Source organism: Gimesia sp. (assembly GCF_048260065.1).
Classification (GTDB): Bacteria; Planctomycetota; Planctomycetia; order Planctomycetales; family Planctomycetaceae; genus Gimesia.
On the sequence record NZ_JBLXHC010000009.1, the window covers coordinates 1 to 24,379 of the forward strand.

General features: G+C 51.7%; 21 protein-coding genes and 1 pseudogene. 11 read left to right on the top strand and 11 right to left on the bottom strand.

Translation table 11 applies throughout. The features are described from left to right. Together ACN0YN_RS17220 and ACN0YN_RS17225 are read right to left on the bottom strand one after the other, a co-directional pair. On the bottom strand, positions 1 to 826 hold an 826-nt coding region (locus tag ACN0YN_RS17220; protein ID WP_417386269.1), incomplete at its 3' end, for a serine/threonine-protein kinase. 501 nt (positions 827 to 1,327) lie between these two features. After that, positions 1,328 to 2,737 (bottom strand): cation:proton antiporter, encoded by a 1,410-nt coding sequence (locus tag ACN0YN_RS17225; RefSeq protein ID WP_417386270.1) that lies wholly within the window; start codon positions 2,735 to 2,737, stop codon positions 1,328 to 1,330. 268 nt (positions 2,738 to 3,005) lie between these two features. Between ACN0YN_RS17225 and ACN0YN_RS17230 the strand changes: the two genes are divergently transcribed. The 8 genes from ACN0YN_RS17230 (at position 3,006) to ACN0YN_RS17265 (ending at position 14,683) form a co-directional block, all read left to right on the top strand. Next, a complete protein-coding gene (locus ACN0YN_RS17230) occupies positions 3,006 to 3,377 on the top strand; it encodes a hypothetical protein (RefSeq protein WP_417386271.1) in 372 nt (123 codons plus the stop codon). Between the two features lie 184 nt (positions 3,378 to 3,561). Then, on the top strand, positions 3,562 to 4,002 hold the full coding sequence (locus ACN0YN_RS17235) for an SMI1/KNR4 family protein (RefSeq protein WP_417386272.1): 441 nt from the start codon (positions 3,562 to 3,564) through the stop codon (positions 4,000 to 4,002). Positions 4,003 to 4,290: 288 nt separating this feature from the next. Next, on the top strand, positions 4,291 to 5,349 hold the full coding sequence (locus tag ACN0YN_RS17240; protein ID WP_417386273.1) for a hypothetical protein: 1,059 nt from the start codon (positions 4,291 to 4,293) through the stop codon (positions 5,347 to 5,349). A 76-nt stretch (positions 5,350 to 5,425) separates the two neighbouring features. Continuing rightward, positions 5,426 to 6,574 (top strand): glycosyltransferase, encoded by a 1,149-nt coding sequence (locus ACN0YN_RS17245; RefSeq protein WP_417386274.1) that lies wholly within the window; start codon positions 5,426 to 5,428, stop codon positions 6,572 to 6,574. A gap of 204 nt (positions 6,575 to 6,778) precedes the next feature. Continuing rightward, on the top strand, positions 6,779 to 7,186 hold the full coding sequence (locus ACN0YN_RS17250; RefSeq protein ID WP_417386275.1) for a BlaI/MecI/CopY family transcriptional regulator: 408 nt from the start codon (positions 6,779 to 6,781) through the stop codon (positions 7,184 to 7,186). A 30-nt stretch (positions 7,187 to 7,216) separates the two neighbouring features. After that, positions 7,217 to 11,632, top strand: coding sequence for a carboxypeptidase regulatory-like domain-containing protein (locus tag ACN0YN_RS17255; RefSeq protein WP_417386276.1), 4,416 nt, complete (start codon positions 7,217 to 7,219; stop codon positions 11,630 to 11,632). A 267-nt stretch (positions 11,633 to 11,899) separates the two neighbouring features. Beyond that, positions 11,900 to 14,080 (top strand): sialate O-acetylesterase, encoded by a 2,181-nt coding sequence (locus ACN0YN_RS17260; RefSeq protein ID WP_417386277.1) that lies wholly within the window; start codon positions 11,900 to 11,902, stop codon positions 14,078 to 14,080. Between the two features lie 51 nt (positions 14,081 to 14,131). Further along, positions 14,132 to 14,683 (top strand): hypothetical protein, encoded by a 552-nt coding sequence (locus tag ACN0YN_RS17265; protein WP_417386278.1) that lies wholly within the window; start codon positions 14,132 to 14,134, stop codon positions 14,681 to 14,683. Here ACN0YN_RS17265 and ACN0YN_RS17270 read toward each other — a convergent pair. The 4 genes from ACN0YN_RS17270 to ACN0YN_RS17285 all read right to left on the bottom strand — a co-directional run bounded on the left by ACN0YN_RS17270 (position 14,664) and on the right by ACN0YN_RS17285 (position 16,692). Further along, positions 14,664 to 14,996: a hypothetical protein gene (locus ACN0YN_RS17270; protein ID WP_417386279.1), complete on the bottom strand. Its 333-nt coding sequence runs from the start codon at positions 14,994 to 14,996 to the stop codon at positions 14,664 to 14,666. The genes ACN0YN_RS17265 and ACN0YN_RS17270 overlap by 20 nt on opposite strands. Positions 14,997 to 15,000: 4 nt before the next feature. Further along, positions 15,001 to 15,438 (bottom strand): nucleoside deaminase, encoded by a 438-nt coding sequence (locus ACN0YN_RS17275; RefSeq protein ID WP_417386280.1) that lies wholly within the window; start codon positions 15,436 to 15,438, stop codon positions 15,001 to 15,003. Between the two features lie 38 nt (positions 15,439 to 15,476). Beyond that, a complete protein-coding gene (locus tag ACN0YN_RS17280; RefSeq protein WP_417386281.1) occupies positions 15,477 to 16,172 on the bottom strand; it encodes an SGNH/GDSL hydrolase family protein in 696 nt (231 codons plus the stop codon). Between the two features lie 103 nt (positions 16,173 to 16,275). After that, positions 16,276 to 16,692, bottom strand: coding sequence for a GNAT family N-acetyltransferase (locus tag ACN0YN_RS17285; RefSeq protein ID WP_417386282.1), 417 nt, complete (start codon positions 16,690 to 16,692; stop codon positions 16,276 to 16,278). Between the two features lie 139 nt (positions 16,693 to 16,831). On the opposite strand from ACN0YN_RS17285, the pseudogene ACN0YN_RS17290 reads away from it, so the two are divergent. Further along, positions 16,832 to 18,241, top strand: a pseudogene (locus tag ACN0YN_RS17290) (sulfatase). A 9-nt stretch (positions 18,242 to 18,250) separates the two neighbouring features. Here the strand turns inward: ACN0YN_RS17290 and ACN0YN_RS17295 are convergent. Both ACN0YN_RS17295 and ACN0YN_RS17300 read right to left on the bottom strand, forming a co-directional pair. Continuing rightward, positions 18,251 to 18,676 carry a DUF4112 domain-containing protein gene (locus ACN0YN_RS17295; protein ID WP_417386283.1) on the bottom strand — a complete coding sequence of 142 codons (426 nt, stop codon included), beginning with the start codon at positions 18,674 to 18,676 and terminating at the stop codon, positions 18,251 to 18,253. 53 nt (positions 18,677 to 18,729) lie between these two features. Continuing rightward, positions 18,730 to 19,707 carry a YihY/virulence factor BrkB family protein gene (locus tag ACN0YN_RS17300; RefSeq protein WP_417386284.1) on the bottom strand — a complete coding sequence of 326 codons (978 nt, stop codon included), beginning with the start codon at positions 19,705 to 19,707 and terminating at the stop codon, positions 18,730 to 18,732. 322 nt (positions 19,708 to 20,029) lie between these two features. On the opposite strand from ACN0YN_RS17300, the gene ACN0YN_RS17305 reads away from it, so the two are divergent. Further along, positions 20,030 to 21,130: an alkene reductase gene (locus tag ACN0YN_RS17305; protein WP_417386285.1), complete on the top strand. Its 1,101-nt coding sequence runs from the start codon at positions 20,030 to 20,032 to the stop codon at positions 21,128 to 21,130. Between the two features lie 79 nt (positions 21,131 to 21,209). Then, complete coding sequence (locus ACN0YN_RS17310) at positions 21,210 to 21,512, top strand: transcriptional repressor (RefSeq protein WP_417386286.1); 303 nt, start codon at positions 21,210 to 21,212, stop codon at positions 21,510 to 21,512. 49 nt (positions 21,513 to 21,561) lie between these two features. Here ACN0YN_RS17310 and ACN0YN_RS17315 read toward each other — a convergent pair whose 3' ends face one another. From ACN0YN_RS17315 to ACN0YN_RS17325, 3 genes are all read right to left on the bottom strand, one after another. Next, a complete protein-coding gene (locus tag ACN0YN_RS17315; RefSeq protein ID WP_417386287.1) occupies positions 21,562 to 22,038 on the bottom strand; it encodes a hypothetical protein in 477 nt (158 codons plus the stop codon). A gap of 712 nt (positions 22,039 to 22,750) precedes the next feature. Continuing rightward, entirely contained in the window at positions 22,751 to 23,677 is a 927-nt protein-coding gene (locus ACN0YN_RS17320; protein WP_417386288.1) for a hypothetical protein, read from the bottom strand. Between the two features lie 98 nt (positions 23,678 to 23,775). After that, positions 23,776 to 24,366 carry a hypothetical protein gene (locus ACN0YN_RS17325; RefSeq protein WP_417386289.1) on the bottom strand — a complete coding sequence of 197 codons (591 nt, stop codon included), beginning with the start codon at positions 24,364 to 24,366 and terminating at the stop codon, positions 23,776 to 23,778. Positions 24,367 to 24,379 lie beyond the last annotated feature (13 nt).

The following is a 24,379-nucleotide window of genomic DNA, read 5'->3' on the forward strand; positions in this document are numbered from 1 at the left end:
CCTGCACATCATCACTCGAACTGCGTCGCGCCAGACCAAAGTCCATGACGACCGGTTCCCCTTTTCGATCGACCATGATATTCGCGGGTTTTAAATCACGGTGTATCACACCAATTTCGTGTGCTTCGGACAGCCCCAGCGCAAGTTTCCGGATGGTGGTGATGATCTGCTTTTCGGAATGGGTCTTCTTCGACTTCGTATAATCCTTCAGCGGTCGGCCTTCGATGAACGCCATGGTGATGTAGTGCTGACCATCGATTTCGCCGACATCATAGACGGGACAGATGTTGGGACTCCGCAGTGTTGCTGCCGCCCGGGCCTCGCGATAGAAGCGTGCCAGCAGTTCTGCTTCATCCACACCGTTCCCGTCACCGAACTTGGGAATCTTCAGAGCCACATCACGATCCAGCTGCGTATCTTTAGCAAGATAAACGGCTCCCATCGCTCCCTGGCCGAGCACCTTTTGAATCTCATAGCGACTGAACGTCTTTGAGATTTCGATTTCAGAGGTTGCTTCCGGATTCGGTTGTTGAAAGTCCCGGGTGAGTGATGATTCTGAATCACCTGTTCCCTGGATCATCGTGTGAGCAGTTGCATCTTCGAATGAGATTTTGTCAGGCGCACTGGTTTCCGTTGACGACGTGTCATTTTCCGCTTCTTTCCACTGCTGGAAATAGCGTGTGAGTTCAGCGGTATGTTCGGGATGTGCCTCGAGCAATTTCTCAAAGGAGAACTGTTCACTAGCCTTGGTGCGCGCTTTGAAATCAGCAATCAGCTGATCGATATTCAAACTCTGCCCGTCAGTCTCTGGAGGTGGGTCGCTCATACCTGCAGCCTGATTTCCTGATCTTGATGGTGTTCAATGAAAGCGCTGATTGATAATATCTGGAATTCCGGCGCCGACGCAGCCAACCCATTCAGCATCTAACCTGATACCACAAAATGGAATAGGGCGAACCAGAATGTAAATCGCTAATATTCTTCTGAAGTTATCATTCTGACCATGTTCACAACTGATCACAAGCCCAAAGTAGTCACTTACGTTGATTCCAGGCGTCTGGATCAGCCCGAAACTAGCCGTTTTTACCTCTTTGGTTTTCGAGTCGTGTTGGCAGTAGATGGGGTTAAGAAAAAGCTGGAGTGAAAAAGTTATCCAGAATCCTGATTAGTATATCAAGTTCTGGATGCGGTTCCGGAAAACAAAGTTTGTCTGACGCCAGGCATACTGGAACTCTTTTCAGCGGAAACTTCCGAGTTGGCTGGAGACGGTATCTGATCTAAGCTCGAAATAGAGTCCAGTTTTAATAATGTGACCCGCTCTCCGCAGTTAATGCGAGTCTGTTTTGCTCTGCCCCGTGAGGCCCAGGCGGCTCAGCATCGGGCCGATGGTCAGGCCGCCGACGAGGATGGAGAAGGCGACGACGACGTAGGTCATGGTCAGGATGAGTTCGCCGACGTTGTCGTACTGCGACTGCTGAGCGTGGATCTCTTCCTTGAGCGAGAGCGCGAGGGCCACACTGATCCCGCCACGCAGGCCGCCCCAGGTCATGACCTTAATCGCATGCGGTGTGAATTCCCGGCCGGTCACCTTCTTCACAACGGTTACCACCGTGCCCACGGACAGGAATCGCGCCAGCAGTGCCGCGGGGATGGCCAGCGCCCCGGCCAGCAGATACTTTTCATGGAACGACAGCACCAGAACCTCCAGACCGATCAGCACAAACAGCACCGCATTCAGAAGTTCGTCCACCAGTTCCCAGAATGTATCCAGGTGCTGACGCGTTCTGTCGGACATCGCCAGCGTGCGGCCATGATTTCCCAGAATCAGCCCCGCGACCACCATCGCTAACGGCCCGGACAGGTGCAACTTCATCGCCAGCGCATACCCACCCGTCACCACCGCCAGCGAAATCAAAATCTCCGTCGCGTAGTGATCAATGGATCGCAACAGCAGGAATGCGAGCACCCCCAGCACAAAGCCCAGTGCGATCCCGCCGCCAGCTTCGAGGGCGAAGAGTTTCGCGACGTCGCTCGCGTTCGTCTCTGTCACTTCCCCGCCTGCTTGAACCTCCTCGTGTGGCTGTTCCTGTTCGCTCTGCTGAACGACCCGGCTTGTCTCTTCCTGCTGATTTCCATCTGCGTGCGACTCGCCATGCCCGCCCAACCCCGCGATGCCCAGGAGCGCAATAAACACCACCACGCCCACGCCGTCGTTAAATAACGATTCACCCGCGATCTTGGTCTCCAGCGATTTGGGGGCGCCAAGGCTCTTGAAGATCCCCAAGACCGCGATCGGGTCGGTGGGAGCAACGATTGAGCCGAAGATCAGGCAGTAGATGAAGCGGACCTCAATGCCGAGCCAGCCGGTGATGAACCAGGTAAGCCCGCCGACAATGAACGTTGTAGCGAGGACGCCGACGGTCGCCAGCAGGGCGATGACCGCAGTTTGTTGCTTGAGGTCATTGAGGTTGACATGCAACGCCCCGGCAAAGAGCAGGTAGCCGAGCATGCCCTGCATCAGCGTCTGGTCGAAGTCGATCGAACCAATGAGCGTCTCGGCAGAAGTCAGTACGACCGACCCCGGGACAAACCGATCGATCAACAGCAGAGTGATTGCGTGCAGCATCGCCAGCAACATCAGGCCTACTGTCGTCGGCAGCTTGAGCAGTTTGTGATTGATGAACGCGAAGGCCGCTGCGAGGGCCACGAGGATGCCGGCGATATCGAAGAAGTTCATGGCGATTACTATACGTACTTTGCCCGCAGAAAGTTCGCAATACAATAGGGGGAATTTCTGCTAAGCCTGCTGTTGGAATGAATGTTAATCTTGCTGGTCTTCTGGGAGTTGTCGTATCGGAAGAGCTACTCTCAGGAAGCTATTTTGTTGAAATGGATCATAACGCAATGAAGAAACTTGGGCTACGTCAAATAATCTCTTGAGAGTGAACTTTAAAATTAGATATAAAATAAATGATTCTGAATACAGACCATGGGAATTATCATATATGGCTCAGTCAAAGAAGATATTAGTTGCATTTGATCCTAAGCAACCGGATAAGCGGTCAAGCAATTTTTTAGTTCCTGTTAAAATAAACGAAGGCAGTTTTGCTTTTCTTGGAAGCAACTCTGGTAAATTAGTATCATACGGACTTGTGGTACTGACGAGTAAAAATGTGATCGAGAATGATCTTTTTGCGAAACTTGTTGATATCGGTCACAAGATATCAAATGTGGAAGAGTGTCTGGCGAACCTTGAGGTGTTTTTAGAGGAAATCAAATCTACACGAATAGGTAATATTGTTGAATTGGTAGAAAATGTTGGAACACCGAAACTAAGAGTGATTTCAAATACTCCTGCTGGCTTTCATGAGAGCTAGATTCATAGAGACAATTTTTTTATTGAATAAGACCTCAAATGGTTATTACACAGAGCTAACCGCATAATATCATGATCTTTTAGCCGTTCACGACCTTTTCCACAGAGTATTCCTTACACACTTTTTGAACTGTCTGGTGGAAATCGAGACTCATTGAAGATTTCCCTGGTAGAGTGCTAACGCCATGACAGCAGATACAATCGAACGACTCGATACTCTGTTTAATGAATCACCAGTCATGTGTGCTGAAGAAGTACCATCAAATGAAGAAGTTGATATTGCTGAGCAACAGATAGGTGTCCCCTTCCCACAAGATTTTCGAGCATTCATTCTGAAATATGGTGGCGCAGTGGTCGGCCCCTACCCGATTTTCGGACTTCGTGCTGCGCATGTAATGGATGAAGATAATTGGTCAGTGGTCGAAGTCACAAAGCAACTCAGGCAGATGGGAATCGATAATGCCAATCATTGGATTATGATTTCAGAAGACCATGCAGGAAACCCCATCGGTATGGCTGCTGATGGTAAAGTATTTATATATGATCATGATTTTGATGGTGTGTCTGAAATCGCGACCACCTTTGAAGAATATCTACGAAGAGTTTGTCTTAAACTAAATACTTGAAAAGGTTTAATTAATTTCGATCTTAGACTGCAGGTATGATTTCATTCTTATCAAATACCAATGAAATCTACTTTTTCCTCTCATAACACCCATTCCGAAACCCCGGCGTGGCAGATTTCTGTTCATTCTCCCCTGTAATCGCCTGGGAGGGCTTCTCCGTATATCGTCTGCAGGCCGGCCGCCGGCCAGATCTCCTGATTTGACTTTCCACTCCCATGACCTAAGCTTCTGCATCATCTGTCTCTAGCTGGATTGTAATTTTCGTTTTCAAAAGCAGGCTGAAATAACATGGGTTACTCTATCACCCGGGCTCAACCGAGTGACGATCAGGAAGAACTGATCTCCCTGATTAATCGGAATCTTAAGAAAAAAGATTCTCAGTGGTTTAACTGGTACCAGCAGCAGAATCCGTTCGGTGAAAACCTCTGCTGGCTGGCCCGGGAAGAAACAGCCGACAAACTCATCGGATCGACCGGCCTGTTTCGAAGACGCATGAACTATGAAGGCGAACTCTTTGCCGTTGGTCAGGCTGAAGCCATCAACATCGATGAAGCACACCGATCGGCTCAGGCAGCGCTGAAACTGCAACGTGCCTTAATCTCTCACCTCCCCGAAACCGACTTTCATTTTATCTACGGCATGACGGAAAGTGCGGCGGCGGTCTTTAAACGATGTCGTTACAAACAAATTGGCACGTTCCAGCACTGGGTCAAACCGCTGCGCAGTGAATACAAGCTCAAGGATTATATCTCCAACAGAATTCTCAGAAAGGGAGCGACAGCGCTCGTTGATCTGGCGCTCCGTTTTTACTCTCTCGAATCCAGAACATTTCTGCCGCGTCATCTTAAGGTAAATAATGATGCACAGATCGATGAACGATTTTATCAGCTTTTCAAAGAGCACGCGCACAATTTAATCATGGTCGAACGTACTCGCGAATTTCTGGAATGGCGTTTCTGTAATGAACCGTCGACCCATTTCCAGATCATGACATTGGAGAACCGTGAGCAGGAACTGCTGGGTTACCTGGTTTATGTGATCGGGGATACCGGTCGAGGTGGTGACCATGCAGCCGGAATTCAGGACTTTTTCTATCGTGACCAGAAATCGTTCCAGCAGCTGCTGGCAGCATTCACCAGGCACTGCCGTCAGATCAACATGGAAACGATCATCCTCAATTATTTTGGTCGAACAGAGATCGCGAACACACTCTCACGATTTGGTTTCTTCCAGCGTAACTCAACGACCCAGGTTTTTGTGCATGACAATCCCCAGTTTAAAGACTTTCAACTGGAAGCCCTGAATGACTCCAACTGCTGGCACCTGACGAATGCCGAACTGCTGTAACAGAATCAATGATGTTTTATCTCCGCGCTGACAGGAATTAATATTTTTCAATGCTGCTTATTTCAGAGTAGATCGAATGCAGTTAGTAATTAAGAAGCCATCACAGAAATCTCAGCATGAAACCATGAGCGATGGTTCTCCGCTTAAGAGAACCATTGTCACGGTACTCGGTACCGACACGCAGTGCGAACACACCGACAGTCTGCAGGCGATGCTCGGCGGTTATGTGGCCGGCTTTGGATCTCTACCGGATTCCCAGAGAGCGACAAAGAAACGGAGAAACTGGAGATCGAAAATTTCCCGGCTGACAGATCAGCTCTGGGGAACCAGTGATCCTGCCTACCTGAAGTCCGTACTGTCTACGCTTGACGAAACTCAATCGAAAATTGTGATTGGCTATTGGGGAACACTGCCACTGCCGGATCTGCTGGCGATCAAAAAGGCCCGCCCGGATGTCAAGGTGGTACTGCTGCTGCTCTGCTACCCGCTGGCTCTGACACAGGGGGGGATTCTCCGTCAGGACTTTTATCTGCGCAGAGCCGCCCGATTTCTGGATGGAATCATCTTTCCATCGGACCTGACCGAGGGGTGTGTGCGTGGTCGCGTCTTTCGCTCCGGTTTTCCAGCATCGGTTGTGATTCCTCCCTGCTGGCCACAAAGCTTTCAGGCAACTGGTGAACTGCGTCCCACAGCGGAGAGTCCGAATCTGATCTTCGTCGGGCGAACAGACATGAGCAGCCCCACGGCGACTGCCGCCGACGATGTGCGTCCGCTGATGAGCAGCATTCTGGATGCGGGCATTGATTTATACCATGCCCGCTCACCTGAGACAGACGATGGACACCCGCATCGACGTCATTTCACACCACTCCCCATGCGAGAGCTGATTCGCAAGATTGGCGAGTATGATGCGAGCCTGATCGCGTATAACACAGAGGCCTGTGCCCGCGATGACCGGTTCTACCTGACCATTCCCGACCGATTAATCACCAGTGTGGCTGCTGGTGTCCCCGTGGCAATTCCGAGGCACGGTTACGGTGCCATCAAGAGCTACCTGCAGGGATACCCTATGTTCGAGTTCGATACGGCTGACGAACTTGCACAGATGTTGGCTGACCGCACGCTGGTTGCGCAACTGCGCGAAGCCGCCTGGAACGCGCGATCTCATTACGATGCCGCACGCTATGGTGCACCGCTCGCTCAGTTCCTGGATCGATTGCTTTAACAGCAGCGATCAATTCTCAATCTGAATGCGCTCCAGCGGGATGACCATCAACTCCCCATAGCAATCGGAGTGCGGGCAATCAGTCCGCTTTTGCTCTCGTTGTTTCATCAGTGCTGAATTCCTTTTCGATAATTCTGTGAAACATTTTCTTGACAGTTCGACAAATGTAGTGTAGAGTCGGCACGTGTCGTACAAGAGGAGAAAATGATGGGCAAAAAAGCGAAATCGAATGAACCGTCAACAACCATGACTGACGTCGAATGGGTCATCATGAACGTGGTCTGGGAGCACGAACCCTGTGCCGCGGGAACCGTTCAGGAAGCGTTGGCAGAAACTTACGCCTGGGCTTACAGCACGGTGAAGACCACGATGGATCGGATGGTGACCAAGGGCCTGTTGACCCGAAAGTCAATCCGTAACCTGAATCTCTTCAGTTCTGCCATCAGTCCGGACAATGCCAGGCGTGGTGAGTTGAAGCGCTTACTCAGCCGCGCGTTCAATGGTGCATTGACACCCATGCTGCAATTCATCGTCGACGAAGAAGAACTCTCCGCCGAAGAAATCAAACAGCTCCGCAAGATCATCAACCGTGCCGATCGGCAGCCAGAGTAAGTCAAACAGTTCGCATCGGGAGTCAGAGATATGGCTGAATCATTGAATAAGATCACCGCACTGCTCAATCACTATGGCGAAAGATACTGGAACTTCAGCAGTGCGATGTTTGTGCAGGTCTGCATTCTGGTCGTCGTGCTGTTTCTGGTGGATTTGTGTCTGCGACAGAAAGTGCGTGCCGTCACCCGGTACTGGCTCTGGTCTCTGGTACTGATCAAACTGGTTTTGCCAGTCACTCTGTACTCACCCGCCAGTATCGCGTACTGGTTGACAGACTATCTGCCTGAGACCGCACCCGTTGCATCAGCGCCTCTCGAAGCTGCCCCTGTTGAAACTTCACCTGTCGTAGTAAAGGTCGAGCCGACAGAGGCTTTCAAACCTCAGGCCATACAATCGAAGTCTCTTTCCTCAGACCGGTTGTCTGCACCAGCTATGGTTCCCGAGGTGACACCAGCGCCTGCGAAGTTACCCCCAACCGTTTCCAGTACCGCATCGGTTCCCCCGCTGCGCGTTGCAGAAACCCGCGAAGCAATTCCGGTTCCCTATCAGCGATTGAATCCCGCGGCTATGCTGTTGATTGCCTGGATGTCAGTTGTAGTTGTCTTGTGCGGTTTCGTCGTCCGCCGCACACGTCAGGTTCGCCAACTCATCCACCAGGCAGAAGAAGCGTCTCCTGAACTGCTCGAACTGATGAATGATTGCTGTCAGCTGTCCGGTCTCAAGCAGCATGTCGTCCGATTGAAAATCTCTGATCGGGCAGGCAGCCCCGCGATCTGTGGTCTGTGGAAACCGACCATCATCCTGCCTCGTCATCTGTTGAATCAACTCGACCACGATCAGCTGCGTCAGGTCTTCGTACATGAACTCGCACACTGGAAACGTTTTGATCTGCAGCTGAACTGTTTACAGACCCTGTTGCTGATTCTGTATTTTTACAATCCACTGGTGTGGCTGGCGCATAGTATGCTCAGACGCTTACGCGAACAGGCGGTTGACGAAGCCGTGCTCGTGACACTCAAAGTACAGTCACAACACTACTCGTCCACATTGCTGGATATTGCAGCCCTGACCTCTTTTCCGGACAGACTCAGCCTGCAGTTAATTGGCATTCTCGAGCCGCGTAAACCCCTTGCGCAGCGGATTCGACGGATTATATCGCGACCTGTTCCCAGGTCTGCCAGACTGGGACTGGTCGGTTTCGCAACGATTCTGTTTGCCGGTGTCCTACTACTGCCCATGTCTCGGCTGGATCGTTCTCAGGCGGCAGTTGAGCCGGAATCGAAACAGGACAATGCAGCAAAGACAACGAAATCGGGACAGGAACCTGAGTCCGGTCCTACAGCAGCAACGACGACGACGAAACAGGAGCCAGACCGGAAATCAGAGCCTCCAGCACAACCGAAAAAAAGTGAAGTAGCATCACCTGCGCCGCAAGGCATCCTCAGTGGACGCATTGTAGATCCAACCGGCGCCCCTGTGACTGATGCCGAGGTCACGCTCCTCCATCGCAATGGAGGGCGGCTGATTCAAACAAAAACAGATCAGGAAGGACGTTATCTGTTTGCAAAGATCGATAAGCCGGGAGAGTACCGGATGATGATCAAATCACAGCGGTGGGTGGGGGTCGAACACAGTCGAGACTGTCCGCGCGTTGTTCTCTCGTTCAACAGGAATACCGTACAGGACGTCACACTCGAACGTGCCTGCCGGTTGCAGATCGAAACCGTGGATGAGCAGGGCAAGCCTGTGCCCAATGTCACCGTTTATGCCAAATCATTGACGGACACCAGAGGATACAGTCCTGAAACCAACCGCACTGATCGTACAGGTCAGGTGAGACTCGGCTTGAAACCGTCTGAGTTCCAGTACCAGATCGCGACCTCTTCGCCAGATTATGGGTTTGAAAAACTGATAATCAAACTCGACGATCCTGAAAAAATCGTCAAGCGACAGATTGTTCAACGCAAGGGAACCGACGTGAAGGGCAAGGTACTCTGTTCGGACGGCAAACCTCCCGCCGGGTGGAAAATCATCGCACTCCCTGACTGGTGGACCTACGGTAGATCTCCCAGTGGTTATGAAATCAGTAAGGATGGATCCTTTTCACTGCCTCACATTGTCGATGATGTCTATAACGTTACGGTGTCTGTTCCTTCAGGGGGAAGGGGTTTTTCCCCAAGGGCAGTCCTCAGTTCCTCCTCTCTGTTGAAAGAGAAGCAACCACTCTCTTTAAAACTGGATTACCCGTCGCCCGCTTCTCTGGTCTCGCTTTCCGGTAAGATCAACTTTTCGGGCGATCCTCAGGAGCATCGTGGCTTCTGGATCTTCGCAGAATCGGACGACCCGCGACGGAGAGGCAGTATCTACATTCCGCCAGGGAAAACAGAATTTCGCCTGGATCCCATTCAGCGCGGCAAATACAGACTCGAACTTCAGTCCCCCAATTTTGAGTTGAAAGGGCCCCGCGAAGTCTCTGCGCCGTCTGAAAATATCACGCTGGATGTGGTGGTCAAGGGGAAACCAAAACTGGAAGGGACCGTCGTGAGCGGCAATCCTTCCCGGCTGCAAAAAAAATATCAGGTTCGCGCGATCAAAATCAGGACGTTGCGCGGTCCCAATTTTGTGCAGAGTCCCCGCTGGCAGGATGTCGACAATGTGAATGGCAAATTTGAAGTCGAAGTGAACGGACCGGGAATTTACAGGGTCGAAGTCGCCGCCAGTGGTTTTGCACAGACCTTAAGCGAACCGATCAATACCGATGAATATCAGGGGAAACCGATCCAGGTCAAACTGACAAAAGGGGTTTCGCTTTCCGGGACCGTTGTGAATGAACAGGGGCAGCCGGTTAACGGTGCCACCGTGATTCCTCTCTCCAGGTCCAGAGGCATGATGCCGCCTGCAACAGGGATGTTTACCACGGAGGTCGGTGCCGTTAAAACTGTTGACGGAAAATTTACCCTGACGCACCTCGATGCCGGTCCGGAATCCCTGAAAGTCACTCACCCGGACTATACCTTTGTGATTGTCAAAGAGATCAATCTGGCAGCCAGTCCGATCCCTGACATCAAGGTGACTCTCAAACGTGGCGGTACGGTCCAGGGGCTCGTTACTGATATGGCAGGCAAGCCCGAACCGAACGTGACCTTATTCTTCCAGGACAATTTTGGCTACAGCGGAAATACTCCTAGAGATGCCGGACGATTAGCGACTGTGATTACCGATGAAAAAGGGGAGTACTCTGTCGCGCATCTGCCTGAACAGCTCTGTTATGTACTCCGAGCCGAAGAATGGAACTCGAATGGCGTCGTGCGTCAAGCTATTCTGCCGGAAAACGGTAAGACCAGCACACTCAACCTGGGCGGTCAACCCGAATTGACAGGTCGGTTGAACGTCAACGGCGTTCCCCTGTCAAAAACGCGTCTGCTGCTTGCCGGCGATACTCCGAATTTTGGCATCTTTCGCGCGTATACCATTACGGACGGCGATGGTGCTTTTCAATTCTATGGAGCCGGTCCCGCCAAACGGACGTTGTACTATGAGGTCGCAGACCAGCACAACGAATGGGTTCGTGTCGACTCATTTCAGTTGCTCGCGAAAGCCCAGGATCTTGGCACCATCGAACAGAAAATCGGTAAGCTCACAGTGAAATGCACTCCAGAGGCGACCGATAAGCTGCGGCTCAAACTTCAGACTTATAACCCCGTCTGGACCTTCGGTCTGGATACGGGCATCCTCGCACCGCGCCAGAATAAAAACGAACCTTATGTCTTCAATCTGGTTCCGCCGGGAGAATACGAATTAATCGCCCAGCGTCCCGGTTTTCCAGCAGTCCGAAAGCAGATCCGCATCACCCCCGAAACGTTAAACGCTACTGTCACGCTGGCTTTACCAGACGGTATGTCAACGTTGCAGGGAAAACTGGACGAATCGCTCTGTGGTCCGGGTGGCTGCAGTTCGCTCAAATTATGGAGTGAGGACAGACAACTGCTGACGCACATTTATCCTGATCAAAAGGGGAACTTTGCGGCGCGCCATATTCCTGCGGGCAACTATTTTCTAACCAGTCAGGATGTGCGAAATCCTACCGAGACAATGCCGGTCTCTCTCAAAACGCAGGAAACGAAATCCCTGAACCTGACTCCCGACGATATTAAAAATCCGTCCGGGAAAATGGGATTCCGCGTGGTCAACGTCTTCACACAGGATGGGGTCCCGCTGCCGGGCTGTGATCTGCAACTGAAAAACGGCGCAGAAACACTCTCGCTGCACAGCCAGCAGAATGAAAGATATTCATTCATCGGGACTCCGGGGATGTATGAACTCACTGCATCGTATCCGGGATTCGCAACGCAGCGTCAACAAGTCGAATTGATCACCTCCGGTGTTGACGGACGTTATCCCGATACGGTCGTCCTCACGCTCCGTCTTAAACCGCTTGACAAATAAAACGGCAGCACTGCAGGTGGATTGACTCCCAATCTGATCCGACAAAGCGACGAGCCGATCATCCGGGCAAAGTCGTCGGAGCATTTCTCGCAACTCAGGGCACCCGTGCGCACGTTGGTTCTGTCTTGATCGAACCCGGCAAATCTCAGACGTTTCCCTTGCGTCCTCTCTCAAAGTTGGTGATCATTTGAAAAGAAAGCAGGATCAAGTCCGCTTTCCTGATCCTGCAAACAACTCAAGAATCACTCCAGACGAATTGAAATCATAATGAAATCTAAACGTGTCTCACTGCTCGCTGTGACCTGTTTACTGCTCTGTTCGATCACCACGCAGATTCAGGCGGAAGTCCGTCTGCCTCACATTTTCGGCGACCATATGGTCCTGCAGCGTGGTCAGTCCATTCCCGTCTGGGGCTGGGCCGATCCGGGCAATGAGGTCTCGGTCAAACTGGGAACTTCCATGACTTCCACCGTCGCGAACGACAAAGGCGAATGGATGGTGAAGCTGCCGCCTCAGCAGGTCGGCGATCCCGTCACGCTGGAGGTCAGAGAAAAAAACACAGTCACATTTTCAGACGTGCTGATCGGCGAAGTCTGGCTCTGTTCCGGACAGTCCAACATGGAATGGCCCGTTTCCCGCAGTAACAATTTCGAAGAAGAGAAAGCCGCCGCCAATTACCCGCTGATTCGTCACATCAAAATTCCCCGGATTCCTAAAGGTTTCCCACAGAATGATGTCAATGCCACCTGGACCGTCTGTTCGCCTGACACGGTCGGCGGCTATACCGCAGCCGGTTACTTCTTCGGCCGTAAATTACACAAGGAACTCAATGTCCCGATCGGGTTGATCAATTCCTCCTGGGGTGGCACCCGCATCGAACCCTGGACACCCCCCGCCGGATTTGCCCAGGTTCCCGCGCTGGCCGACATTGAGAAACAGGTGGATCTCACCAACCCTGCGAACGCCGCGTACCAGACGACGCTGGGCGCTTATCTGAAAAATCTGGAAGGCTGGACCGCGGAAGCAAAAACGGCATTGAAAGCAGAAACTCCGCTCGCGCCGCCTCCGGCCTATCCCTCCGCCATTCAACCGCTCACCAGTCACACTTCGCCGACCACGCTTTATAACGGCATGATTCATCCGCTCGTCCCTTATGCGATTCGTGGTGCCATCTGGTATCAGGGTGAATCGAATCACGTCGAGGGCATGTTGTATTATGAAAAAATGAAAGCGCTCATCGGCGGCTGGCGGGAAGTCTGGAATCAGGGGGAATTCCCTTTCCTGTACGTACAGATTGCTCCCTTCCAGTACGGCAGTGAATCCCCCAGTATCCTACCGATTTTCTGGGAAGCGCAGAACAAGTCGCTGGAAATTCCACACACCGGTCAGGTTGTCATTCACGATATCGGCGATTTGAAAGACATCCATCCCACGAACAAACAGGACGTCGGCGCTCGCCTGGCGTTGATCGCTTTGGCACAGACATACGGCCAGAAAGGGCTCGTCTATTCCGGACCGGTCTTCAAATCACTCAAGAAAGAAGGCGCCAAACTGCGCGTCACTTTCGACCACGTCGGCAGCGGTCTGGTGTCGCGCGACGGTAAACCGTTGAACTGGTTTGAAATCATCGGCGAAGAAACTGACTTCGTACCTGCAGACGCCGTCATTGAAGGGGACTCGGTGATCCTGTCTTCCCCCAAAGTCAAGCAGGCCGCCGCCATGCGGTTTGGCTGGAATAAACTGGCAGAACCCAATCTCTCCAACAAAGAAGGTCTGCCGGCGGCTCCGTTCCGGGCAGGCGAAGTTCCCGAACGGGACTGGATGTCGCTTAAAGTCGAAGAATCCAAAGAGTACACGCTGGTCTACGATCTTGATTTGAAAAACCTGGGCAGCAAAATCAATTACACTTTCAATTCGAGTCGGGATTTTACCACGCCTTATGGCCGCATCGCCTACTTCTTGGAGCTGCAGAAGATCGGTGAAGAAACGCAATACGTGTATGTCTCCATGGACGCCTTCACCACTGATATCACTAAAATTGCTGTGCCCACGTTTGAGAGCAAAGCCAGCTTTCAAACGAAAGTGAGCAATCTCAATGTGATATCCAATGTGCCCGGCATCGTGACGGGTAAAGGTCTGCCCGGCGGCAACATTGAATTCTGGCCGAGCAACTATGGTCCTTTGAATGCAAAGAACATTCCTAACGCCAGCGCGACCCTCTGGGATTTCGGCGATGAACCATCCGAGCCCTCAGACGGTTATGGTTGCATGCAGGTCCACAACTATGAGGCAAAGCAGACGATTTTCGCGATCAACCAGTGGAAAGGGGGCCCCTCGGCAGACATCGGCATCGGCAACAGCACCGGCCGCACCCGTGACTGGACCTTCATGTCGAACGCCTCACAATACGAAGTTAAACGGTTGCGCGTGCTGGTGCAGACTCAGTAGCAAGAACGGGTTTTTATCCAGTAGGGTACGTCTGACAGGAGAAGACTGATCGTGCGGGTTCTCCTGATTTTATCCGGTCTGTTAGCTGTTGTGGCGTTCGTGATTGGTTTCGTGGCCTCACTCTTTATTCCAGACCTGACCTGGATCGAACGACTGGGGGTGGCAATGATACCTGCCTTCTGCACATTTTTTGCGGCGATTCTTCTCTTCACTCGGGATTCTGTCAGGTACTCTGCCACGATGCAGGACATACGTAAGAACTTACTTAACAGTCCGGATACAACAGAAGAGCAGTTTCTGTCTGCCCGGCCAGTGGAAGATCCTTCGTTGTTACTCGAGCTAAGAGAAGCAATCGCACAATTCTTTGATGTCCCTGTTTTTAAGGTGGCACGGGACGTGGACCTGATCAGTGATCTGCACGTCGAGCAATTAGAGCCGACTTTCCAGTTCGCTGTCGTCAGACCGGCCATTACCTCCAGGCAGAAGGAACCACAACCCTTCGGGTTTTCAACAACCAGTCTTCGTACCATCGACGAACTGGTGAAAGCCATTCACGAAGTGCTTGATCAAAATTCAGGGCCGATTAAAGCTGACCACCAATAGAGAGATGAAAATTCACACCGAAAAACAGAATCAGCGGAATACTAAGTATTATTCCCAATACAATCGCGCCTGTGATCTGACCAGGTGTCAGCAGACTGTGTGACCATTTCGACCATGCAATCAACAGGAGCGAGGGCAGGATCGGTATGATCAGAATCGTCCAGTCGTTGTCATGAACCTGTTCCGGGTAGGGAATCATGCGCACAACATAAAAGTCCAGTACACACCATTGCAAAAAAATCATCAGCGAAACGAACGCAGTAGCCTTCTTAAAGAGGCGGGATGAATGAACTTGTTTTTCTGTCTGTTCCATTTCATCATTCCCCGATATCTTCATTCCACATCTCGGGGTTGGCGGCGATGAAGTCTTCCATCAGTTGAATGCACCGCGGGTCCTGCAGGACTTCCAGTTCAATGCCACTGGTCAGCAGCAGGCGTTCGTCTCCCAGGAAGGTCTGGTTTTCGCCGATGACGACGCGGGGGATCTGATACAGGCGAATCGCACCGCTGCACATCGGGCAGGGGGAGAGCGTCGTGTAAATCACACTGTTGCGATACACGCGTGCCGGCTGCCTGCCCGCATTTTCCAATGCAGACATCTCGCCGTGCAGAATGGCACTCCCTTTCTGCTGTCGCTGATTGTGTCCGCGGCCGATAATTTTGCCTTCGTAAACCAGCACCGACCCGATGGGCACCCCCCCTTCATCGCGTCCTTTCTCGGCTTCTTCAATCGCTGCCTGCATGAATTCATCCATCGTGTGCGCTCCTTTTGACTAAGCCAGCAAGCCTGTTGTCATTGTTCCCTGTTGAGTATTGCCTGCAGATACGCCGGGTAATTTGCTTTCGTAGAACCTTTTGTCAGACTGTCGCCGAAACAGACGACCGTCGTCGTGTCGAACTTGCCCGCTTTCAATTTCTCGGCCACCAGTTTCGCCAGCAGCTCGTATCCCGCGGGAATCAGATGCACGCCATCCTTGACGCCACTGTTGGCCGGGTTGCGGAGCAGGCTCGTTTTCTGATCGTCGACCAGTTTGTGCTGAAGCAGATAATCGTGGAAATCCAGCAGAGCGACTTTCTTCTGCTGGGCCACCTCCAGCAGCACCGTTCGTACTTCCTGCATCCGTTCGACCGGTGACTGATCGTCATACTTCTTCCGATCATGCCGACTGAAAAGCAGTTCGGGCAGGCACGTGGGTGGCGTCATCAGCAGAACTTTCGCGCCGCCCGCTTCGATCTGATCGATCAGCGATTCCACATTCTTCCGATAGGACTGAATGTTGATGAACCCGCCTGAATTCAGCCGGTCGTTTGTGCCCACCATCAAAACCACGGTTGTCGGCTTCTTCGTCAATACATCGCGGTCCAGCCGCTTCAGGAGTTGTGAACTCCGGTTTCCGCCCACACCTGCATTAATGACAGTCGCAGCAGTCGCCTGCGTCGGGATCAGGCAGAGACAGGAGAGCAGAAACAGAAAACAGGTCTGATACATGGGTGCGGACTTTCGAATGGAGCAGTAATCTCACGGCGGGTTTATCTGACTTCCGTCATGCTAACCGAAACGGCAGGTCGTCGACAATTCCAATACAGATAATTCACCCGGCGAGTTCTTTTCGAAAGAAAATCCGCTGCTGACCATCGGGAAAATCGGGAAGCGTTCCAAACGGAGTATAACCCAGACGTGAGTAAAACTCGGGTGCCTGAAAACTGAAGGTATCGACCCAGGCCGCATGGCAGTTTCGCGCACGGGCAATGCGTTCTGCTTCCAGGACCAGCCGACGTCCCAGTCCCTGCCCGCGATGGTTTGCATCAACTGCCAGCGTCTCGATATACAGCCACTCCCAGAGTGTGAAGCCAACGAGCCCGGCAATGATCTCGTCGTTCTCGACAATCTTGAGTTTCACAGGCTCTGGCGCATACGGAAACCCAGTCGATCGGGAGTTCTCCGACAGAATCGCTGTGACCGCAGTTTCAACTGGTTCCCCGTGTGCTTCCGAAATCTGATAATTCACTGCCGCTCCTGTTTCCGATCATCTTTTTTCTATTGTTTGCTGCATGCTTCTTCAATTCCGACCTGTTATGATAGGTCAGATCAGGTTGCGTTCAAGTCCGATCTCTGAGTTCCAGCCAGGAGTGAGAAAAGAACCGATGATGTCCCTCAGGCCGATACTGGTGTTACAGGCTCTGATCCTGTCAACGACGTTGTTTGCTGTCACAGAAACGTCACACGCTGCAGACGAAAAGCCCTGGAACGTGGTCTTTTTCCTTGTGGATGATCTGGGCTGGACCGATCTGGGCTGTTATGGCAGCGATTACTATCAGAGTCCGAACATCGATCAACTTGCTGCTGAAGGGATGAAGTTCACGCAGAACTATTCCGCCTGCAATGCCTGTTCGCCGACACGCGGTGCGCTGCTGACCGGCATGTATCCCGCACGCACACATCTGACAGACTGGATTCCCGGCTGGGCGAAGTCCTACACCGATTTCCCACTGAAGCCACCCGCATGGAAACAGCATCTGGATCAGAAATACACGACACTGCCTGAGGCGCTGCATGCAGCCGGCTATCAGACATTTCATGTGGGAAAATGGCATCTGGGCGGGGCGGGAAATCTTCCGCAGGATCACGGCTTCGACGTCAACATCAGTGGCACCAATCGCGGGCTGCCCCGCAGCTATCACTTCCCCTATGGTGGCGATGCGATGAAATGGGACAGCAGTCTCACGGAAGCACAGCGGCAGGATCGTTATCTTACCGATCGCATGGCTGACGAAGCGGTCGCTATCATCCGTCGACAGCAGGATAAACCTTTCTTTCTGTACTGCTCGTTTTATTCCGTGCATGCGCCCATTCAGGGACGCCCCGATCTCGTCGAGAAGTTTAAAGGGCTGCCCGCCGGCAAACGTCATAAAAATCCCGAGTACGCCGCCATGATTCAAAGCGTTGATGAAGCCGTCGGCCGCGTAAGAGCATAACTGAAACAGAGTGGCATTGCTGACCGCACGCTGATGATTTTCACTTCCGACAATGGGGGCGTCCGTCGCAAAACCAGTAATAACGATCCACTCCGTGGCGAAAAGGGACAACACTGGGAAGGGGGGACCCGCGTACCTGCCATCGTGCTCTGGCCCGGTGTCACACCGGCCGGCTCTGTCTGCGCGGAGCCGATCATCACCATGGATTTTTATCCGACGATTCTGAACATCACCGGCGTTACCGGCAATGCAGAACACAACCAGAACGTCGACGGACTCTCACTGGTTCCCTTGTTGAAAGATCCCCAGGCGACACTCGACCGCGAAGCATTGTACTGGCATTACCCGCATTACAATGTTTTTATCGGCGTTCCTTATTCCGCCATTCGTGTCGGTGAGTATAAGCTGATCCATTATTACGAAGACGACCACGCTGAACTCAACAACCTGGCAGACGACCTGAGCGAAACCACTGACATCTCAAAGACCTATCCGGAACTGACAGCCCGGTTAAAACAGAAGCTGCAGGAACATCTGAAACAGGTCGGTGCGCAAATGCCGGTCCCTAATTTAAAGAATTGAATTCCTCGTTCAACCGGCGTTGCGACGGTCCAGATGTTTTTTCAGCAGCTGGGAATTGCGGCGGTTCGCTTTGAAGAAGACGTCGCAGACATCACCTACAACGGGGACGGCACCGATCAGGAAGTCCAGCCCCACATTACCCGCCATGCGGGCCAGCACCCAGTTGGACGCGCCCAGCTGTTTCGCCTGGTAGATCAGGTAACCGGATAAGGCAGTGGAGATCACATCGCCCAGTCCGGGCACAAGTCCGATGAGGGAATCCCAGCCGATGCGCAGGTTGGTTCCCGGCACTTTGATGGCATCATCCAGAAAACGGGTCAGCTTTTCAATCTGCGCGAAGCGATCAACGCGTTCCGCACGGTACACGCTGTCACTGGCGGGCATAATGACAGGTTTGACAGGGGATGTCTGGCTGCGTTTTATTTTCTGAATCATGATACAGGCCTTTCAATACAGGTGATCATGGAGGGGATAACGGTTCTACAGATTCAACTTTTGTGAAGCAGGACTTCACTTTCACTACGGTGATACTTTTTTTCTTCAGTAACCAGGATGGCACCCGGCGCGGGTTTCAGGCCACTGCCAAATTCGATGGCCCAGTTTTGTGTGAATTCGGCGCCCAGCAAAATGATCAGGGATGAGTAATAGACCCAGATCAGAATTCCAATCATCGAGGTCGCGGCACTCCCCCAGCTGGAGCCTGCTTCGGAAAACTGCAGATACCAGCCGATCCCGGTTTTACCGATGACAAACAAAAACGCCGTCACAGCCGCCCCGACAAACACATCGCGCCACTGAATCCTTGCATCAGGCAGCACTTTAAAAGTGGCAGCAAATAGTAAGGTTGCCAGAGCGAAAGTCAAGATGCCATTGATGACCATCATACCTGCCAGCATGCCCCCCGTCGGTTCGCCCTGTTGAATCCAGCGGGTGAACTCATCGACAAACGTTGTCAGCACCAGGGATACGAGCAGCAGCAGTCCGATAACGATGAGCATGCCCAGAGAGATCAATCTTTTTTTGAGAAAGGACATCAGTCCCCCCTGTTGAGGATCGGGTTCGACATTCCAGGCTTTGTTCAAAGCACCCTGCAACTGGGCCAGAACACCACTGGCGGAGAGCATCAGAATTCCGATCCCCAGAATCCGCGCCCACCAGGGATGCTCCGGTTTGTGTCCGGGATGAGCGCGTTCCGCAACACTGGTCAGGCTGAATGCTGTCGAGTTCGATTTCTCATCAGCTTGAGATACGCTTTGTTCAATGGGTAAGCCCAACTGGGAATTGATCACGCTGGACACTTGCTCGGCACTCCAGAACTGTGTTGATACTGCGAACACAATTGCCAGCAGAGGGGGGAGTGAAAATATCGTGTAGTACGCAATCGCAGCGCCACTACCCATGCATTCGTCAGCGACGAATTCGGAACCGGTCTTTTTCAATACATTACGCAGTCGGTGAATTCTCATGGGGCTCTAATCTTCTCAATTGATACAGGGAGTGCTTCATTAGTAATATAAGCAATTCACATGCCAGTGGCTTAAGAGTCGTTTTCAGGGTGAAAAAATGCCTGAACATTGTGTTCTCAGCCTGCGAACTGGTTTGTGAACTGCCAGTTTCGCTATGCATGCGAGTGATTCGCGGCTGTGCGTACGACTTCGAAAATACACTCTACTGGCGAAGTGGATTGCAGCTCCTTTCCTTCCTGATACCTGCTGCGTACACTGACTGGTGTTAAAAAACATTCTCCTGGCGCTCTCATTTCGTTGGCCTGTCACGAAGGTATCTCTCATGGATCTGTCTGCACCTCATCTGTTCTCTTCAGTCTCTATTGGCGATCTGACACTGCCCAACCGGATTGCGATGGCACCCATGACACGGTCCCGTGCGGGAACAGAGCGGATTCCCAATTCCCTGATGGCGGAATACTATGCCCAGCGCGCTGCCGCTGGTCTGTTGATTACGGAAGCGACAACAATCTCTTCGCAGGCGAATGGCTGGAATGAAAGCCCCGGCATCTATACGGACGAAATGGAAGCGGCCTGGATTCCCGTTACTGACGCCGTCCATGTACAGGAGGGGAAGATCTTCATGCAGCTCTGGCATTGCGGCCGGGCTTCGCACCCCAGTTTCCATAATGGGGAAAAGCATGTTGCACCTTCTGCAATTCCGATCGACGCCGAGTATATTCATACGCCGAAAGGTAAAGAACCACATGAAGTTCCCCGCGCGCTGGAAACCAATGAGCTGTCGGCTGTCGTCGCCGATTATCGAAACGCAGCGGAACGGGCAAAACGGGCTGGCTTTGATGGCATTGAAGTTCACTCTGCCAACGGCTACCTGCTCGACACATTTTTGCAGTCGAAAACCAATCACCGCGAAGACGCGTATGGCGGCAGTGTGGAGAACCGGTATCGCATGCTGGGTGAAGTCGTTACTGCGGTGACCGAAGTCTGGCCCGCCAGTCGTGTGGGTGTGCGGCTTTCTCCTAATGGCGTATTTAACGATATGGGGTCCCCCGACTATCGCGAACAGTTTACTTACGTCGCCTCGCAGCTGGACCAGTTCGGTCTGGCTTACCTGCACGTCATGGATGGTCTGGGATTCGGTTTTCATGAACTGGGTGAGCCGATGACTCTAGCCGAATTCCGCAAAGTCTTCCACAACCCGCTGATCGGCAACTGCGGTTATACACAGGAGTCTGCCGAAGCAGCCATCGCTGCCTGTGATGCCGACATGATCGCCTTCGGCCGCCCGTTTATCAGCAATCCGGATCTGGTCCATCGCTTCGCGGAAGGCCTGGAACTTGCGCCTGAAGCCGACATGCAGGACTGGTACAGCCCCATCGGTGCCAAAGGTTATACCGATTTTCCTGTCGCGGAAGAGGCGTGAAGGGGGGTGTACTCAGAGGAGACTAAAACAGCAGTTGGAGACAACCGTTCCTGCTGCGATTTCATGACGGGAGCCAGGCATGGACTTTGAAGACGAACTGCAGGCACGCTTTGAGTCGCACGAAATGTCTCAAAGGCTCAGGCTGACCCGGGAACGCCTGATGGTGGCCCGAGCGATCGCCCGTCAGCCGGACGAGTTTACCGCCGAGGATCTGGTCGAAGATGTCCAGTCGCCGCAGGCAAAGCAGGTAGAGCAACGGCGCTGCTCGCGCTCAACCGTCTATCGCACACTATCCATGCTGGTCGAACTGGGTATGCTGTCGCAACGCGACGATATAGATTTTGTCTTTCGCAAAATTGTGGGTCGAGATCAAGACAGCTGACCGGGGGAGGGAGCCTGTTCGTGTTCCTGATTGTCAGTTTGTACGTGAGTCAATCTACGGTGATGTCATAGAGAGAGCAGGGGGGCATGATATTGGATTCGCAATCCTCTAAAATTGTCTTACGCAGATTGGCTTGACTGGTTTTGATGACCGCTTCAATCTGATCCATGTCACTAAAGGCAACACAGAGCCGGGAAATATTGTAAATCTCGAACAGCGACTCAATTAGTAACAGGATCAACTCAAGACGATCCCGGCTGCGAAGTGGCAAGTCAATGTCTGCTTCCGGCGCAAAATCCAGACCGTCAATCAGGTAAGTCGCGTTTTTGCTGCGCGGATAGTCTGAAATCAGAAATACCAGCGCAGAGTCACTCGGCTGATGGCTGTCTGGAAAATTATATAGTTTGCTCGGATCCATCAGAGATACACCCAGGCCGGAACTCTTTTCCAGTCGGGACACCAGTTCCTGATGAGATATATCAGGCTGCTGCGAGAATTCTACAAATCCAGGAATCGTATTTGACATTGTGAAACATCTATGTGAAGGTGAGTTTGATGAACGAAATTACGTTGGAGCAACTTTATGAATTGTACCTGGAGACCGCAGCGAAATGTAATTCACAGGTTATTATGTTGGAAAACTGTGAGCTGGAATACAAGCTCTTTGAAGAGTTCGACATCGATGTGACGTCGTACTTTCACCAAGACAGTTTGCAAAAATTATTCACTGCGGGGAATATCAACAGCGAAGCTGTTTCCCTGAGTGAAGAGATTCGCAGAATCTGGTTTAGATTGAGCACTGAGACATGGACTGCGGACCAGATCAGAACAGTTCCAGACTGGAAGCAATTCTTCGCAGTTGGTGATGAATTAAATTCTCTGCTGCGAGAAAATACCTGACTCGATTATCTTGAGCGCACACAGGCTCAATGCTTCATCTGACAAGATCCACTCGATTTTCCCTGACTCATGTATTACACAAGTTTCCCACATTGGACCCCACTCGCCGTTCAGCGGAGGCTTGCCAGGACTCGGACATTGCCAGGTACCGACAATACCCAAAGTAGCCTTCTCATTTTCTGATTCGCTGGAACAGCCTGTCATTGGAATACCACATAAGAGCATCAGGAAGATTTGAATATAATTCTGATATCAATTATGTAAGTCAGCCATATGGCATTTACCTTTCCGTTGGTAGAAAGCCGGTTGACTTGCATTGTACCGATTCTCGCGGGGAATCAATGGTCATTTTGATTTTTCAGTTTCATCGTCATGAAACGCCAGTCTCTCTGCAGGATATTGAAAGTGTGATCGTGTTCTGAAAACCAGATCGTGGTTGGCTCTGTAATGTTCGGGTTTTTGATAAGCTGAATTTCCGGGCTGAAAACATTGAGCAGTTTAATACCGACTCCGGCTTCTGCGATCATCAGTACCTCTGGTTGTGACGGATGCCAGCGGATACATGTGTGAATCCACTTCTCGTTTTTTTGAATGGGGAAGCGTGCGATGACATCTTCAAGGTCCGCAACACGCCGTACAGTCACAGACTCGTATTCGTCGACCGCGAGCAGATTTTCATCGTGCGACAAGACGCAGTGTCTAGCACTTCCTTCCACGCGAAACGTTTTGCGTGTATCAGTATCCAGGTCAATGTTTACAATTTCACCACGACCACAGCCGACAATGATCGTGTTGCTTTTGCGGGCGATACATAAGCTCTTTGGCGTCCATTCGAATTCGTAGTTCTTCCCGAGTTCAAGCGTTTTGCCGTTGTATCGAATCAGGCGAACATTTCCTCCCCATCCCATATCCTGGACGCCGTCATGTCCTGCGGCGATGATGGTGCATTCAGAAGAATCTCGGGATTTTTTAATGCCACAGGCAAAGACAACCCCCCCAATGGCTTTCACTGGAGCCAGATCAGTCTCTGGGAAGTGAATCCTACCCTCTAAATCACCAACGATGACTTTCACGGGGGAATCGCGATGTGTTCCCAGAGAATATAACCGTGATTCCGAAGAGTAGAGAATTGTTGTCTCTGAATAGTTCTGGCCTTTGAATTCATAAAGCTTTCGATTTCCAACGGCAAGTAAGGTTTCAGGCGCGATATACTCTGCATTGAAGCATGATCTGGTAACACCTGATAACAGATATCTGGGTTTCATGATCTGCCAGGCAATGAAACTACAGAGACAGACAAGCGTGATCCCTGTCAGAACAAAGCGCTGTCGGATAAGAGGTGAGCGAGTGGAAGCCATTTTGCTCACATGCCTGCTGGTAAAGAGGACGGCGTTGGGTAAATTTCAACTTCCGGTAGTTTTCTGTGTAATTTTTCGATTGCCTCAAAGGTGAAGCTGGAATCTCCGAGTTCCAGTTCTTCCAGATTATTCCAGGATTTGATGATGGAGATACTTTTATCTGAAACGCTGGATCCTGCCAGATTGACTTTTTTGAGACTGGTGGCACTGTCCAGATGGTTTAAGTGTGAATCTTCAATCGGTGCCGCATACAGGTTGAGTACTTCGAGTTTTGGGCACTGACTGAGTGAGGAGAGACATTGGCCGCGAAGTGATGTGTAAATGGCATGGAATTCACGCAGTTCAACAAACGGCGAGAGGTCGGGCAAATCCGCATCCGCGAGATCGCGTTCAGAGAGATCAATGGCGATCAGTTGCCCCTGCGCATTGAACGATAATTCGGCTTTCAACTGCTGCAGTCGTTTGAGGGAGGTCTCTTTCGAGGAATGCTGTGCCGTTTCAGAACTGCAGGAGAGCAGACTTGTGATGAGGAAAGCTGACATTAAACCCAGGCAAGTCAGTTTGAACATAGCATGGGAAATCGTGAGGTTCAACATGGTACATTCCGTT

What these genes read in the sequence shown, in the direction of transcription:
- ACN0YN_RS17260 (WP_417386277.1), top strand. Translation starts at nt 11,900, where the DNA reads ATGAAATCTAAACGTGTCTCACTGCTCGCTGTGACCTGTTTACTGCTC.
- ACN0YN_RS17275 (WP_417386280.1), bottom strand. Translation starts at nt 15,438, where the DNA reads ATGGATGAATTCATGCAGGCAGCGATTGAAGAAGCCGAGAAAGGACGC.
- ACN0YN_RS17320 (WP_417386288.1), bottom strand. Translation starts at nt 23,677, where the DNA reads ATGAAACCCAGATATCTGTTATCAGGTGTTACCAGATCATGCTTCAAT.
- ACN0YN_RS17300 (WP_417386284.1), bottom strand. Translation starts at nt 19,707, where the DNA reads ATGAGAATTCACCGACTGCGTAATGTATTGAAAAAGACCGGTTCCGAA.
- ACN0YN_RS17230 (WP_417386271.1), top strand. Translation starts at nt 3,006, where the DNA reads ATGGCTCAGTCAAAGAAGATATTAGTTGCATTTGATCCTAAGCAACCG.
- ACN0YN_RS17295 (WP_417386283.1), bottom strand. Translation starts at nt 18,676, where the DNA reads ATGATTCAGAAAATAAAACGCAGCCAGACATCCCCTGTCAAACCTGTC.
- ACN0YN_RS17315 (WP_417386287.1), bottom strand. Translation starts at nt 22,038, where the DNA reads ATGTCAAATACGATTCCTGGATTTGTAGAATTCTCGCAGCAGCCTGAT.
- ACN0YN_RS17325 (WP_417386289.1), bottom strand. Translation starts at nt 24,366, where the DNA reads ATGTTGAACCTCACGATTTCCCATGCTATGTTCAAACTGACTTGCCTG.
- ACN0YN_RS17255 (WP_417386276.1), top strand. Translation starts at nt 7,217, where the DNA reads ATGGCTGAATCATTGAATAAGATCACCGCACTGCTCAATCACTATGGC.
- ACN0YN_RS17235 (WP_417386272.1), top strand. Translation starts at nt 3,562, where the DNA reads ATGACAGCAGATACAATCGAACGACTCGATACTCTGTTTAATGAATCA.
- ACN0YN_RS17305 (WP_417386285.1), top strand. Translation starts at nt 20,030, where the DNA reads ATGGATCTGTCTGCACCTCATCTGTTCTCTTCAGTCTCTATTGGCGAT.
- ACN0YN_RS17270 (WP_417386279.1), bottom strand. Translation starts at nt 14,996, where the DNA reads ATGGAACAGACAGAAAAACAAGTTCATTCATCCCGCCTCTTTAAGAAG.
- ACN0YN_RS17250 (WP_417386275.1), top strand. Translation starts at nt 6,779, where the DNA reads ATGATGGGCAAAAAAGCGAAATCGAATGAACCGTCAACAACCATGACT.
- ACN0YN_RS17240 (WP_417386273.1), top strand. Translation starts at nt 4,291, where the DNA reads ATGGGTTACTCTATCACCCGGGCTCAACCGAGTGACGATCAGGAAGAA.
- ACN0YN_RS17225 (WP_417386270.1), bottom strand. Translation starts at nt 2,737, where the DNA reads ATGAACTTCTTCGATATCGCCGGCATCCTCGTGGCCCTCGCAGCGGCC.
- ACN0YN_RS17310 (WP_417386286.1), top strand. Translation starts at nt 21,210, where the DNA reads ATGGACTTTGAAGACGAACTGCAGGCACGCTTTGAGTCGCACGAAATG.
- ACN0YN_RS17280 (WP_417386281.1), bottom strand. Translation starts at nt 16,172, where the DNA reads ATGTATCAGACCTGTTTTCTGTTTCTGCTCTCCTGTCTCTGCCTGATC.
- ACN0YN_RS17245 (WP_417386274.1), top strand. Translation starts at nt 5,426, where the DNA reads ATGCAGTTAGTAATTAAGAAGCCATCACAGAAATCTCAGCATGAAACC.